This window comes from Kribbella italica (assembly GCF_014205135.1).
Lineage (GTDB): Bacteria > Actinomycetota > Actinomycetes > Propionibacteriales > Kribbellaceae > Kribbella > Kribbella italica.
The window spans coordinates 5,066,751-5,080,652 of sequence record NZ_JACHMY010000001.1; the positions used below are offsets into that span (position 1 = coordinate 5,066,751).

A 13,902-nucleotide genomic window follows, 5' to 3' on the forward strand; every position below is an offset into this window, starting at 1 on the left:
CCGTTCGTGCCACCCGTCGTGCCGTCGCCGAGGAGGACCCGTGCTGAGCGTCGCCATCCTGGTCGTGCCCCGGGTGATCGACCTGGACGTCACCATCCCGGCGTACCTGCTCGGCAAACAGGACGGGTACGACGTGCTGCTGTGCGGCGAGAGCGACGTTCCCGGGTCCGCGCTCCGGCCGGCAGCTCCGCTGGCGGCGGCCGCGACGGCGGACATCGTGGTCGTGCCCGGGTACGACCACCCGGAGCTCCCGCTACCGGCGGAGTACCTGGAGCTGCTGCGGGCCACGGCCGGGCGCGGCGCCCGGCTGGTCGGCATCTGCACCGGCACGTTCGCCCTGGCCTCCAGCGGTGTGCTGGACGGCCGCGACGCCTCTACCCACTGGCAGTACGTCGACTCGCTGCGGGCGCTCCACCCGGCGGTGAACGTGCTGGGCGACCAGCTGTTCGTCGAGGACGGCCTGCTCCTCACCTCGGCGGGCGGTGGCGCGGCGATCGACGCGTGCCTGCACCTGATCCGGTCCGACTTCGGCGCGGCAGCCGCCCACGCGGCCGGGCAGGGGGTGGTCGCGGCGCCGGTCCGGAGTGCCGACCACCGGCAGCGGTTCGGCGTACTGGCTCCGGCGCGGTCCGACCTGTCCCCCACTCGTCTGTGGGTCCTGGAGAACCTCGGTGAGCCGATCACCGTGCAGCAGCTGGCCGATCGCAGCCACCTGCCACGGCGTACGTTCATCCGGCACTTCGAGGCCGAGACCGGGCAGTCGCCGATGCGCTGGGTCTCGACGCAGCGCGTGCTCGGTGCCAGGCGGCTGCTGGAGGAGTCGGACTGGTCGGTCGAGCGGATCGCCTCCGCGACCGGCTTCGGGACCGCGGCGAGCTTCCGGACGGTCTTCCGGCGCGAGGTCGGTACGACGCCGAGTGCCTACCGGCGGGCGGCCGCGCGGAGCCAGCCGACCGCGGCGGGGTGACCGCTCACTCGTCCCACTGGGCGATCAGGTACTTCGGGGCGTTCAGGCGCCAGGCCTCGGTGAGCACTTCCTCGACCTCCTGGTCGTCGGCGAGCTCCAGGGTGATCGCCAGCCAGCCGAAGCGGCCGGACTCCCACCAGGACGCGTAGACCTCCGGGTTCTCGGCGATCATCGCCTGCTGCTCCTCGCGGAAGGCCTTCACGAACAGCCTCGACTCGTCCTCCGACAGGTATGCGAAACCCTTCTTGCGCACCTTGAAGGCCGGCTGCCCCGCCCAGCCCTCGTGCTCCTCCGCCCCTGGTAACCGCAGCACCAGTTTCTGCACCGCTTCCGCGTCCATCCACTCACGCTAACCGCCGCCTCGGACAGTTTCGGTCCACAAGTCGTCAGGGGCGTGCGACCAGGGATCCAGGGGTCGGGTCAGGGGCCGGTCGGTACCGATCCTGATGTGCGGGAGGGTCCGCGGACGGCACAGTTGTGGACATGACGAACAACACCGCACCCTTCCAGAACCTGTCCGGCAAGACCCTCCGCCGTTCGCGCGACCAGCGGATGCTGTCCGGTGTCTCCGGCGGCATCGCGGAGTACCTGAACATCGACGCCACCCTGGTCCGCCTGGGCATCGTCGCGCTGACCCTGCTCACCGGTGGCACCGCGCTGATCGGGTACGTGATCGCCTGGGTCGTGATGCCGGAGTCCGACGGCAAGGCCGTCTGGCAGAGCGCGCAGCAGAACCACCAGCCGCAGCAGCAGACCACGCCGGAGGGCGACATCGCCGCCCGCATCTACGACGACAAGCCGCCGGCCGCCTGACCCAGCTGCACTGACAACACCTCTTCTCTACCGCGCGTGGGAACGCGGTGCCGTCAACCGCCCGGGCTGCCCCGCAGCCCGGGCTTCGACGTCCCTGGCCACGCTCCACCAAGAACCCTGGTTCCACTGCCAGACTGCTGCCGTGCAGACCGACGCCGGCGTCACCCGCTGTCCGCAGTGCGCCCAGCAGATCCGTGTCGACCCCGGGTACGTGACCTGGTGCGACCAGTGCGACTGGAACGTCGACCCGACCGCGCCCGACCGTAGGTCTCCGGCCTGGCGCCTCAAGCTCGAGCACCAGCTGGCCGACACCCTCTACCGCGAGCTGGAGAACGGCCGGGTCCACCGCCCCGGCTGGGACGCAGCGCGTGTGGCGGCGTACCTGCTGTCGGCCGCCCTACTGCTCCTACCGCTGGTGGCCCTGGCCGGCGGAGTAGCCCTGCTGGTCTTCTACCGCCCGCTCTGGCTGAGCATCCCCCTCGCAGCGATCGCCATCGGGATCGGCCTGATGCTGCGCCCCCGCGCTGCCCACCTCGATCCCGAGGCGCAGTTGGTCCTCCGCGAGGACGCACCGGTGCTGTTCCGGCTGCTGGACGAGATCGCCGCGACCATCGGCACTCCGCGGGTCGCCGCGGTCGCCCTGGACGCCGAGCCGAACGTCTGCTTCCTCCGGGTCGGTTGGCGATTCCGCCCGGTCGTCGGGCTCGGCCTGCCGCTCTGGACCGGGCTGCGCCCGCAGGAGCGGGTGGCCGTGCTGGCCCACGAGCTCGGCCACGGCAAGAACGGCGACGCCCGGCACGGCTGGGTGGTCGGTGCGGCCGAGTCGGTGCTGGAGCACCTGGAAGACGCGTTCACCGAGCAGCCGTACGACGAGTACAAGCTGGACGCGGCCCACGCGATGGACACCGACACCTCGGTCGGTCACCTCACCAGGATCATCAACAGCATCGTCGGGCCGATCATCCGGAGCTATGCCTGGCTGCTGGACCGGGTGAGCCTGCGGGGCAACCAGCGGGCGGAGTACCTGGCCGACCGCACGTCCGGTGAGGTAGCGGGCTCCGAGGCCGCCGCCTGGGCGCTGGAGCGGACCCTGCTCGCCGACTCGTCGTACCGGGCGCTGGAGCGAGCCCTGCGCTTCGAGAAGGACCTGCCGCCGCTGGAAGCCGTACGGCGTGCTGTGGCCGAGACGCCGCAGCGGGAGATCGAGCGGCGGCTGCGGGTCAGCCGGCTGCGCGAGACCCGGACCGACTCCAGCCACCCGCCGACGTACCTGCGGACCAAGCTGATCCGCGCCCGCCCGGCCACCAGCGCCCGCGTCGTCCTGGGGCTGAACGACAACCACGCCATCGACCGCGAGCTGGCGCCTGCTGCCGAGCGGGTGCTGAAGGACCTGCGGGCCTCGCTCTAGACCTTCAGGGTCGCGCGGCGCGTCATGGTGGCTACGGCGATGTCGGGGTGGTCGGCGAAGACGCCGTCGATGCCGGTGGCGGCGAAGGCCCTCAGCTCGGCCGCCAGGTCCAGACCCGTCGGCAGGAAGCGGCGCTCGGCGCGGAAGGTCCACACCTGGACCTTCAGGCCGGCGCGGTGCGCCTGGCCGACCAGCTGGGTCGGCTCGCCCAGAGCGCCGTCGGAGCGGCGCGGGATGACCAGGTCCTTGTGCGGCGCCAGCACCTCGGCGTACGTCGAGATCTCGCGCAGCCCGGCCGGTGCGGTCAGGTCGGTGAAGGTCCGGTCGTCGCCGAAGCGCAGGAAGTCGTTCGGGGTGCCCTCGGAGTCGACCAGCTGGACCAGCGGGACGTCCGTCATCACGGCCAGGCGGCGCAGGCTGGTCGGCTCGAACGACTGCACCATCGCCTCGTCCCGCCGGACGCCAAGCGCGCTCAGCCGTTCGGCCAGCAACTCCTCCAGCGGCAGCCCGAGCCGGCGGAAGTACGCCGGGTGCTTGATCTCCGGGATCACCCCGATCGGGCGGCCCAGCCGGGCCGACTCCTGCCGGGCCAGCGCGACCACGTCGTCGAAGGTGGCGATCGCCTCGCGGCCGTCGTACGCGGTGTTGGCCGCGCGCAGGGCGGGCATCCGCTCGCGGGCGCGCAGCGTGCACAGCTCGGCGTAGGTGAAGTCCTCGACGAACCAGCCGGTGACGGCCTCGCCGTCGACGATCTTGGTGATCCGGCGGTCGGCGAACACCGCGTGCTCCGCGACGTCCGTCGTACCGGAGATCTCGTTCTCGTGCCGGGCCACCAGGACGCCGTCCAGCGTCGCGACCAGGTCCGGCTCCAGGTAGTCGGCGCCGAGCGCCGCGGCCAGGCGGTACGCCGCCGGCGTGTGTTCCGGGCGGTACCCGCTCGCTCCCCGATGCGCGATGACCAGCATGCGATCCAGGACAGGCGCCCGAGGTGGCCCCGCGGGAACTGGTTGCCCAACGCAAGATGAAGCTCAGCCGAGGTCACGGGGGCCGGTTAAACCACATGCAATTTGTCGGTGGCCAGGCCTAGCCTGAAACGGTTATGAAACAGCTTCCTGTCGCCGACCCCGGCACTCCGGATCACCGTTCCGCCGCGCGCTACCTGCTCTGGGTGGCCCGCGGCCAGAAGGCCACGCTGCTGGGCGGGATGACCTTCGGCATGCTCTGGATGGGCGCGCAGGCGTTCGTCCCGGCGATCCTCGGCCAGGCGATCGACGAGGGCATCGCCGGTGGTGACACCGAGCGGTTGCTGGAGTGGACGGCGCTGCTGTTCGTGGTCGGCGTGGTGCAGGCGCTGGCCGGCATCATGCGGCACCGGTTCGCGGTGTCGAACTGGCTGAGCGGCGCCTACCGCACGGTCCAGGTGGTCACCCGCAAGTCGGCCGACCTGGGCGCCACCCTGCCGAAGAACCTGGCCACCGGTGAGGTGGTCAGCATCGGCGCCGGCGACCTGGCCTACATCGGCAACCTGCTGGAGATCTCGGCCCGGTTCAGCGGCGCGATCGTCGCCTTCGTCGTGGTCGCGGTCATCCTGCTGTCCACCTCGACCACGCTCGGTCTGGTGGTGCTGATCGGCGTCCCGCTGATGTTGTTCGCGCTCGGCCCGATGCTGCGCCCGCTGCACCAGCGCCAGTCCGCGCAGCGCGAGGCGGTCGGCGAGCTGAACTCGCTGGGCTCCGACATCGTCTCCGGACTGCGCGTGCTGCGCGGCATCGGCGGCGAGGAGTCCTTCTCCAAGCGGTACCGCGCCGAGTCGCAGCGGGTCCGCGGCGCCGGGGTGAAGGTGGCCGGGATCCAGTCCGTGCTGGACGCGGCGCAGGTGTTCCTGCCGGGCATCTTCGTGGTCAGTGTGGTGGGCCTGGGCGCGCACTTCGCCGTCCGCGGCGACCTGAGCGCGGGCAGCCTGGTCGCCTTCTACGGGTACGCGACCTTCCTCGTCCTGCCACTGCGGACGGCGACCGAGATGGCCAACTCGCTGATGCGTGCGCTGGTCGCCGGCCGCCGGATCATCCGCGTGCTCGAGCTGACGCCCGACGTCGCCGACCCGGCCGAGCCGGTCCGCCTGCCTGACCGCGGCGACCTGGTCGACCCGGTCTCCGGCATCCGCGTGCGGGACGGCCGCCTCACCGCGATCGTCGCTGCCGAGTCCGAGCGCGCCGCGCTCATCGCCGACGTCCTGGGCCGGTACGACGACACCAGCGAGGTCCGGTACGGCGGAGTCACGCTGGCCAGCGCCACCCGGGCCGACGTCCGGCAGCGCATCCTGGTCAGCGACACCGGGTCCCAGCTGTTCACCGGCGTACTGCGTGAGGAGCTGGACCCGACCGGCCGGACGACCGACGACGAGCTGATGGCAGCGATCCGGACGGCGTCGGCCGAGGACGTGCTGGTCGCACTGGCCGACGGACTCGACGCGGACGTGGAGGAGAAGGGCCGGTCGTTCTCGGGCGGCCAGCGCCAGCGGCTCGTCCTGGTCCGCGCGCTGCTCGCCGACCCGTCGGTGCTGGTGCTGGTGGAGCCGACGTCCGCGGTGGACGCGCACACCGAGGCCCGGATCGCCGCCCGGCTCCGGGAGCACCGGTCGGGCCGCAGCACCGTCGTACTGACGTCCAGCCCGCTGCTGCTCGACCGGGTCGACGAGGTGATCTTCGTGGCCGCCGGCCGGGTCGTCGCGACCGGTCGGCACCGGCAGCTGCTGGAGACCGAACCGCAGTACCGCCGGACCGTCACCCGCCAGACCGAGGAAGAGGAGGTGCTCGCATGAACCGGATTCTGCCCATCGCAGACTCCGCACAGGTCCGCCGGCACGCCCGTCGGCTGGCCCGGCGGCACCCGCGCGCTCTGCTGATCGCGCTCGGCCTGCACGGTCTGGCCGCAATCACCGGCCTGGCCACGCCCCGCCTGATCGGTGAGCTGGTCGAGGACGTCCAGCGCGGGACGACGGCCGCCGCCGTCAACAAGGTGATCGTGGTGATCGCCGTGTTCGTGGTGGCGCAGTCGCTGCTCACCCGTTGGGCCAGGTACCGGTCGTTCGCGCTCGGCGAGCAGGTGCTGGCCGAGCTGCGGGAGGACTTCGTCGACGACGCGCTGGCGCTGCCGATCGGCACGGTCGAGCGGGCCGGCACCGGAGACCTGCTGTCGCGGACGTCGCGCGACGTGGACACGCTGTCGAGGACCGTGCGGTTCGCCGTACCGGAGACGATCATCGCGTTCGTCACCGTGCTGTTCACCGTCGCGGCCGCGATGCTGGTCGGCGTCTGGGTGCTGGTGCCGCTGCTGGCGATGGTCCCCGTGCTGTGGATCAGCACCAAGTGGTACCTGCGGCGCGCCAAGGACGGGTACCTGCGCGAGAACGCGGCGTACGCGCAGATGACCAGCTCGCTGGCCGAGACCGTCGAGGGCGCGCGCACCGTCGAGGCCTTGCGGCGGTACGAGGCGCGCGTGCGCCAGGGCGACCGCGACATCCGCGGCTCGTACGACGCCGAGCGGTACACGCTGTTCCTGCGCACGGTCTGGTTCCCCGTGGTCGAGGTCGGCTACCTGGTGCCCGTCGTCGGCACGCTGCTGTTCGGCGGCTGGCTGCACATCAACGGCCACGTCTCGCTCGGCGCGGTCACGGCCGCGGTGCTCTACGCCAGCCAGCTGATCGACCCGGTCGACCGGCTGATCTCCTGGATGGACGAGCTGCAGTCCGGTGGCGCCGCGCTGGCCCGTCTGCTCGGCATCACCGACGTACCGGACGACCGGACGCCGTCCGGCAAGGAGCCCGACGGTGAGCTGGTCGAGGCTCGCGATGTGCGGTTCTCGTACGTCGACGGCCGCGACGTGCTGCACGGCGTGGACCTGACCGTCCAGCCGGGCGAGCGGATCGCGATGGTCGGACCGTCCGGCGCGGGCAAGTCGACGCTCGGGCGGCTGATCGCGGGCATCCACCCGCCGCGGACCGGTTCGGTCAGTGTCGGTGGGGTCGGGATGACCGACCTGCCGCTCGACGAGCTGCGCCGGCAGGTCGCGCTGGTCACCCAGGAGCACCACGTGTTCGTCGGCACCCTGCGGGACAACCTGTCGATGGCGTCACCCGACGCCTCCGACGAGACCCTGCTGGAGGCGCTCGACGCCGTGGATGCGCGCGAGTGGACCGAGGCGCTGCCGGACGGCCTGGACACGCGGGTCGGCTCGGGGCAGTTCGCGCTGACGCCGGCGCAGGCACAGCAACTGGCGCTGGCGCGCCTGGTGCTGGCTGATCCGCACACGCTGGTGCTGGACGAGGCGACCTCGCTGATCGACCCACGGGCCGCTCGGCACATGGAGCGCTCGCTGGCCGCCGTACTGGAAGGGCGGACGGTGATCGCGATCGCCCACCGGCTCTACACGGCGCACGACGCCGACCGGGTCGCGGTGGTCGAGGACGGGAAGATCAGCGAGCTGGGCAGTCATGACGAGCTGGTCGCTCGCGACGGTTCGTACGCGGCGCTGTGGAAGTCCTGGCACGGCTGAACAACCACGAACGGCCCGCTTTCTCCCTCGAGAGAGCGGGCCGTTCGGGCCTTCTAGCGTCGGGTCCTGCTGAGCCTGTTGAGCCGCAGGACGGCGGAGTCGACATGGGGCGGTGGGGTGAAAGCCTTGCGGGGAAGGCGAATTCCGATCGAAGCGTCGTAGTGCCGGGTCCAGCGCGCGGCTCCGGGAGCGCGGCCTTCGACCCACCGGTTCACCACCTGCCGCTGCAGCACGAGATCGGCCGACACCAGGCGTGAACCTGGGGCCAGCAACCTCTTCAGCAACGCGGTGGAAACCCCGTACGGCGGGCTCGAGACCACCCGGAACGGCCGGGTCGGCAACCGCAGATCTGCGGCGTCGACCCGGATCACCTTGATCTTCGGGCCGAACCTCTGCAGCAGTTTGTCGGCCCGGCCGGAGTGAAGCTCGACCGCGATCACGTCGGCGCCGGCTTTCACCAGCGGTCCGGTGAGCGCACCGAGCCCGGCCCCTACGTCGAGGACGAGCTCACCGGGACGAACCCCGGCGGCGTCGACGACGCGTTGGGCCCAACGACTATCGAGCGGATGCCATCCCCAGGCACCCCTCGCCTGCCCGGAGGCGGGCACGACGGACCATCACGAAGTACGTAATCATGAGGCCGACCCTAGAGTGCCGGGCGCCCTGCGCTCAAAGGGTTTTAGGGGTTCTGGGCCGGCGTTCACCAGCTTCGAGCTACAACGCCTTCGGCGCCGGCGTCAGTTGCTCGACCGTCTCGGTGGTCCGGCGCTCGGCCAACTCCAACCGCCGGCGCTTGGCGTCGGACAGGTCGGCCTTCGCGAGCTCCCGGCGTACGTCGAGCACGCGGACCGGGAGCGTGTCGGTCACCAGCAGCGGCGCGTACTCCGGCGCCGCGGCGGTCCAGCGGTCGCCGTCGCGCCGGAAGGTGAACTTGACCAGCAGCCCTTCGGACTTCGGCGCGTTCGGGGTCCGGTGCGCGGCGACCAGGTTGCCGAGGCCGTAGACGACCCACTTGCCGTGGAGCTGCTGGATCGGCTGGACGACGTGCGCGTGGTGGCCGAGGATCAGGTCGATGTTGCTGTCGGCAAGCAAATCCGCGGCGATCGTGCGCTGGTCCTGGTTGACGGCGTTCGAGTACTCGTCGCCCCAGTGGCAGCTGACCACGACGATCTGGGCGCCCGCGTCGCGCGCCGTACGCGCCATCGCCTTGATCCGGGCCGGATCGAGCTTGCCGGCCCGCCAGGTCTCGCCGTTCGGGTACGGCATGCCGTTGAAGCCGTAGGTGTAGCTGAGCAGCGCGACCTTGACGCCCTTCACGTCCACGATGGTCGGCGTCCCAGCCTCCTGCGGCGTACGGGCCGTGCCGGCGTGCTTCAGGCCGGCCTGGTCGAGGGTCCGCAGCGTCCGATCGATGCCCGCGGCCCCTTTGTCGAAGCTGTGGTTGCTGGCGGTCGAGCACGCGTCGTACCCGGTCTTCTTCAGCGCCGGGGCGATCTGCGGCGGGCCTTGGAAGAGCGGGTAGCCGGAGTACGGCGTACCGATCGGTGTCTCCAGGTGGCAGACGGCGAGGTCCGCGCTCTGGACGAGTGGCCTGACGCCGCTGAGCAGAGGCGCGAAGTCCCACTGGCCGTCGCGGCCGTCCTGGCGGGCGGTGGTCCAGAGGCGTTCGTGCAGGAGGACGTCGCCGGTCGCGACCAGGCTGATCTCCTGCGGAACGCTGGACGGTTGAGCGCCCGGGCCTGATCCGGTGCCGGTCGGCGTACTGTCTGGGCCTTCGGCGCCCGGGACATCCGCACAGCCGCCGGCGACAGCCAGCAGCAACCCCACCGCCAGTAGCCGACGCCAACCACACATGTCCTTGCCCCCAGGTCTCCACCGGAAAAGGTGGACACCTGACAGACGACGTGACCGGTGAAAAGGTTGATTCCCGGTATAACTATCCCGTGGGGTTCCCGATGCCGTGGAGGATGAACAAGCCGATGGTGGACCTGAAGACGCCGGCCGAGATCGAGGCGATGGGTGCGGCCGGGCAGGTGGTCGCGTCGGCGCTCACCACGGTGAAGAAGGCGGCGGCCGCCGGCGTCTCCCTGCTCGAACTGGACGAGGTCGCCCGCGACGTCCTGCGGTCGGCCGGCGCGGTCTCGCTCTTCGACGGGTACCAGCCCGGCTTCGCGACGTTGCCGTTCAGCGGGGTGATCTGTACGTCGGTCAACGACGGCGTGCTGCACGGGCTGCCGACCGACCGGCGCCTGGAGGACGGCGACCTGCTCAACGTCGACTGCGGCGCGTCGATCGACGGCTGGTGCGCCGACTCCGCCACCAGCTTCGTCGTCGGTACGCCGCGGGCGGAGGATCTCGAACTGATCGCCACGACCGAGCGAGCCCTCGCCGCCGGCATCGCGGCCGCCGTACCGGGTGCTCGCCTGGGCGACGTCGGCGCGGCCATCGGCGCCGTCGGCCTGGAGGCCGGCGTCGGCACCAACCTCGACTTCGGGGGCCACGGCATCGGCCGCCGCATGCACGAGGAACCCCACATCCCCAACGGCGGCCGCCCCGGCCGAGGCCTCAAACTCCGCCCCGGCCACGTCCTCGCCATCGAACCCTGGTTCTGGCAAGGCCCCGGCTCCACCTACGTCATCGACCAGGACGGCTGGACCCTCCGCTCCACCGACGGCACCCGAGGAGCCCACGCCGAACACACGGTCGCCATCACGGAAGACGGTCCGGAAATCCTCACCCTTCGCCACTAGCCAGGCCGCCCACCGACTCGGATCCCAGCTGGTGGGTGCACAAAGTCACCCGTCGGCACACCACCCCACCTGCGGATACTCGCTGGCGCGGACACGAAGTCTCCACGAACCGGCGTCACCCCTTGCGGACAACGACTTTCAGCACCATCTCCACACCTCCCGGGGTGATGCCAAGGCGCCGAGGACGGCAGTGGCGACGGCAGCAAGCCGCTGGTGCGGGCGCGGGCAGCGGCTGCAAACGGTGGCGCACGCTGGGGCTGTGGCCGCAGACGCCCTGCGCACCGCCAGTGGGCACCGGTGGCGACCATGCGGCCGACGACGTCACCGGTGGCTGATGCCGCACCGGCCGGGAACAAGGAAGGTTGTGGAGTGGACCAGAGGGGCTCGGGGTGGGGCGGGGGCAGCCGGGCGCGGGGCCGGCCGGGCGGGCGGGGGCGCCGAGAATCGGCTTGGGTGGGCTGGCTGGAACGGCGGCTGCTGGTGTGGGTGGGCAGCGGGGCGACCGTTAGAACAACGGTTGTTGGGCGGGGTCGGGTGCTGCGGCTGGTACAGGAGCAGGGTGCCGGCGGGTGGTGGAGGTGTTGAAGGGGGCTGGGCTGCTGCGGCGGCTGCGGAAGCGGGTGGTGGGTTCGCCCCAGCCGGAGCGGGAGCCTTGGCCGGAGGCTTCGACGACGTTCTGGGAGTTGCGGTGGGACGACGTGCCGAAGCCGTGCTTCTCCAGCAGTGGGAGGACCTTGGACTCGAAGGCGTTGCGGTAGCTGGGGGCCGCGTTGGGGCCGTGGGCGTAGAGGGACTCGTAGCGTTTGAGCAGGTCGGGGTGGTCCTCGGCCAGCCACTTCATGAACCAGGGTTTGACGCCAGGCCGCAGGTGAAGCAGGAGCGTGGTGACACCAGTCGCACCGGCGTCGGCGAGCTGGCCGAACAAGTAGTCCAGGTGTTCAGCGGAGTCGGTCAACCACGGCAGCACCGGCGCGACCATCACCCCGCACGGCAACTCCGCCTCGCGCACAGCACGGATCAGGTCGAGCCGCCCCCGGACCGACGGCACACCAGGCTCCAGCCGACGCCGCAGCTCCTCGTCGGCCAACGCCAGCGAGACCCCGATCCCGACCGGGACCTGCTCCGCCGCCTCCTGCAGCAATCCCAGGTCGCGGCGGAGCAGCGTCCCCTTGGTCAGGATCGACAACGGCGTACTGGACTCCGCCAGGGCCGAGATGATCCTGGGCAGCAACCGGTACCGCCCCTCGGCCCGCTGGTACGGATCCGTATTGGTGCCGAGGGCAACTTGTTCACCACCCCACGACGGCCGGGCCAGCTCCTTGCGCAGGACGTCGGCGACGTTCGTCTTCACCACGATCTGCCGGTCGAAGTCGTCGCCCTCGTCCAGCTCGAGGTACTTATGCGTCGGCCGGGCGAAGCAGTACCGGCAGGCGTGGGTGCACCCGCGATAGGGATTGACCGTCCAGTTGAACGGCAGCCCCGACCCCGGCACCGAGTTCAGCGCCGAGCGCGCGAGCACCTCGTGGAACGTCACACCCTGGAACTCCGGCGTGGTCACCGACCGGACCAGGCCCGCGATCGAGCCCAGCCCCGGCAACGTCCCGGGAGCCTCCGCGTCGAGCTGCTGCCCCGCCCATCTCATGGAGTACAGTCGAACACATGTTCGCCCAGCTTTCAAATCACTCCCGGAACGCCGCCGCGTTGTCCCGCGCCCACTCCCGGTAGGGCTTGGCCGGCCGCCCGGTCACCTCCTGCACCGTCGGCGACGGCTCGGCGGCGTACTCGGCCATCATCCGGAACCCGTCCACCAACCACTCCGCCGTCTCCGCGCCCATGAACGGCGCCCACGCCGCCACGGCCTCCTCGTGCGTCAGCTCCACGAACCGCAGCTCCCGGCCCAGCGCCTCACCGATCAGCGCGACCTCCTGCGGCTGGGTCAACTGCTCCGGCCCGCTCATCGCGAGCTTCTGCCCGGTGTAGCTCTCGTCCCGCAGTACGACGCTCGCCACCGCCGCGATGTCACCGAGGTCGATCGGCAGTTGCACCGCCCCGGCGTACGGGCCGCGCACCACCCCCTCGGCCTTGATCGACGGCGCCCAGTCGAGTGTGTTGTTCATGAACTGCCCGGGCCGCAGATGCACCCACTCGAACCCGCCGTCCTCGATCGCGCGCTCGACCTTGTAGTAGTGCCAGCTCTCCACCTCCCCCATCGCCTCGTACTCGGCAGGCTCCCCCGACAGCACGACCACCCGCCGTACGCCGGCCTTCTGCGCCGCCGTCACGAACTCGTCGACGTACGCCGGCAGCGGCGCGAGGTACACCGTATCGACCCCGTCGAGCGCCGCGGGCAGCGTCGCCGGCCTGCCCAGGTAGCCGCGAGCCACCTCGACGCCGGACGGCAGCGCCGCCTTCGCCGGATGGTTCGTCAGCGCCCGGACGTCGCGAACGCCCGCCGCCACCAACTCGTCCACCAGCAGCCGCCCGACACTGCCCGTGGCACCCGTCACCAAGATCGTCATTCCCCAGTCCCTCCAACCCGGAAGCAATTCTCGTAGGGTATACGAGAATCACCCCTCATAGGATGCGGCGACGGGAAGAGGTGCGACATGACGGTGCAGCACAGCGGCGGCGGTCCGGCCGCGCGCACGCTCGCGTTGCTCTGGCGGAAGACCCAGCCGGCCCAGGAAAGAGCCCGCGGCCGCAAGCCGACCCTGCAGCTGGACACCGTGGTCGACACCGCGGTCGCGCTGGCCGACGAGCGCGGCATCGCCGCCGCCTCGATGGGCAACGTCGCGAAGGCCCTCGGCGTCGGCACGATGACGCTCTACACCTACGTGCCGTCCAAGGAGGAACTGCTCGACCTGATGATCGATCAGGTCCTGCTCGAACGCCGCCTGCCCGGCCCCGCCGACGAGCGCCCGGCCGACTGGCGCGCGCAGGTCGAGCTGTACTCCGACGAGACCCGCGCGATGTACTCCCGCCATCCCTGGCTGGGCCGCGTCTCCACGATCCGCCCGCCGGTCGGCCCGGGCATGCTGGCCGCCCGCGAGTACCTGTTGTCCACCATGTTCGCCCTCGGCCTGCCGGCGGCGCGCGCGAACCTCGCCGCGCTGGCGATCGCGACGTACGTCGACTCGGCCGCCGGCGGCGCGGCCGAGAGCGACCTGATCGAGCGCTCCACCGGCCAGACCCACGACGCCTGGTGGCACGAGCGCGGCGACCTCTGGGAGAACTACTTCGACGTCGACCGCTACCCCTCGATGACCGCGGTCTGGAACGACGGCGCCGGCGGCGGCGCGGCGTACGGCGACGGTACGCGCGAGGTCACGGCCGACGCCTACCGGTTCGGCCTCGACCACCTCCTCGACGGGATCGCCGCGGGCACGTAGCCGGACCGCCCATGCCGTAGC

Annotated in this window: 13 protein-coding genes; 7 read left to right on the forward strand and 6 right to left on the reverse strand. The window is 71.3% G+C overall.

Annotation, left to right across the window (positions count from 1 at the left end):
• Positions 1-40: 40 nt before the first annotated feature.
• Positions 41-967: a helix-turn-helix domain-containing protein gene (locus HDA39_RS23560; protein WP_202893108.1), complete on the forward strand. Its 927-nt coding sequence runs from the start codon at positions 41-43 to the stop codon at positions 965-967.
• Positions 968-971: 4 nt separating this feature from the next.
• Here HDA39_RS23560 and HDA39_RS23565 read toward each other — a convergent pair whose 3' ends face one another.
• Positions 972-1,307 (reverse strand): MmcQ/YjbR family DNA-binding protein, encoded by a 336-nt coding sequence (locus tag HDA39_RS23565; protein ID WP_184798486.1) that lies wholly within the window; start codon positions 1,305-1,307, stop codon positions 972-974.
• 143 nt (positions 1,308-1,450) lie between these two features.
• Here HDA39_RS23565 and HDA39_RS23570 point away from each other — a divergent pair, with 143 nt between their 5' ends.
• A complete protein-coding gene (locus HDA39_RS23570; protein WP_184798488.1) occupies positions 1,451-1,780 on the forward strand; it encodes a PspC domain-containing protein in 330 nt (109 codons plus the stop codon).
• Between the two features lie 142 nt (positions 1,781-1,922).
• On the forward strand, positions 1,923-3,188 hold the full coding sequence (locus HDA39_RS23575; protein WP_184798490.1) for a M48 family metalloprotease: 1,266 nt from the start codon (positions 1,923-1,925) through the stop codon (positions 3,186-3,188).
• On the opposite strand, the gene HDA39_RS23580 is transcribed toward HDA39_RS23575, so the two are convergent.
• Positions 3,185-4,153 (reverse strand): glycerophosphodiester phosphodiesterase, encoded by a 969-nt coding sequence (locus HDA39_RS23580; RefSeq protein WP_184798493.1) that lies wholly within the window; start codon positions 4,151-4,153, stop codon positions 3,185-3,187. The two genes, HDA39_RS23575 and HDA39_RS23580, sit on opposite strands and share 4 nt — an antisense overlap.
• Positions 4,154-4,287: 134 nt before the next feature.
• On the opposite strand from HDA39_RS23580, the gene HDA39_RS23585 reads away from it, so the two are divergent.
• Positions 4,288-6,009, forward strand: coding sequence for an ABC transporter ATP-binding protein (locus HDA39_RS23585; protein WP_184798495.1), 1,722 nt, complete (start codon positions 4,288-4,290; stop codon positions 6,007-6,009).
• The gene (locus HDA39_RS23590) at positions 6,006-7,742 is read left to right on the forward strand and encodes an ABC transporter ATP-binding protein (protein WP_184798497.1); all 1,737 of its coding nucleotides are present in this window, start codon (positions 6,006-6,008) and stop codon (positions 7,740-7,742) included. The genes HDA39_RS23585 and HDA39_RS23590 overlap by 4 nt, the downstream gene beginning before the upstream one ends.
• Before the next feature lie 53 nt (positions 7,743-7,795).
• Here the strand turns inward: HDA39_RS23590 and HDA39_RS23595 are convergent, their stop codons facing one another.
• Together HDA39_RS23595 and HDA39_RS23600 are read right to left on the reverse strand one after the other, a co-directional pair.
• The gene (locus HDA39_RS23595) at positions 7,796-8,350 is read right to left on the reverse strand and encodes an rRNA adenine N-6-methyltransferase family protein (protein ID WP_184798499.1); all 555 of its coding nucleotides are present in this window, start codon (positions 8,348-8,350) and stop codon (positions 7,796-7,798) included.
• 106 nt (positions 8,351-8,456) lie between these two features.
• Positions 8,457-9,569, reverse strand: a complete 1,113-nt coding sequence (locus HDA39_RS23600; RefSeq protein ID WP_337925861.1) for a CapA family protein — start codon at positions 9,567-9,569, stop codon at positions 8,457-8,459.
• Positions 9,570-9,721: 152 nt separating this feature from the next.
• Here HDA39_RS23600 and map point away from each other — a divergent pair, with 152 nt between their 5' ends.
• Positions 9,722-10,492, forward strand: a complete 771-nt coding sequence (gene map, locus HDA39_RS23605) for a type I methionyl aminopeptidase (RefSeq protein ID WP_184798501.1) — start codon at positions 9,722-9,724, stop codon at positions 10,490-10,492.
• A 505-nt stretch (positions 10,493-10,997) separates the two neighbouring features.
• Here the strand turns inward: map and HDA39_RS23610 are convergent.
• Positions 10,998-12,134: an Rv2578c family radical SAM protein gene (locus HDA39_RS23610; RefSeq protein ID WP_184798503.1), complete on the reverse strand. Its 1,137-nt coding sequence runs from the start codon at positions 12,132-12,134 to the stop codon at positions 10,998-11,000.
• Between the two features lie 37 nt (positions 12,135-12,171).
• Entirely contained in the window at positions 12,172-13,011 is an 840-nt protein-coding gene (locus HDA39_RS23615) for an NmrA family NAD(P)-binding protein (RefSeq protein WP_184798505.1), read from the reverse strand.
• A gap of 87 nt (positions 13,012-13,098) precedes the next feature.
• On the opposite strand from HDA39_RS23615, the gene HDA39_RS23620 reads away from it, so the two are divergent.
• On the forward strand, positions 13,099-13,881 hold the full coding sequence (locus HDA39_RS23620) for a TetR/AcrR family transcriptional regulator (protein ID WP_184798507.1): 783 nt from the start codon (positions 13,099-13,101) through the stop codon (positions 13,879-13,881).
• Positions 13,882-13,902 lie beyond the last annotated feature (21 nt).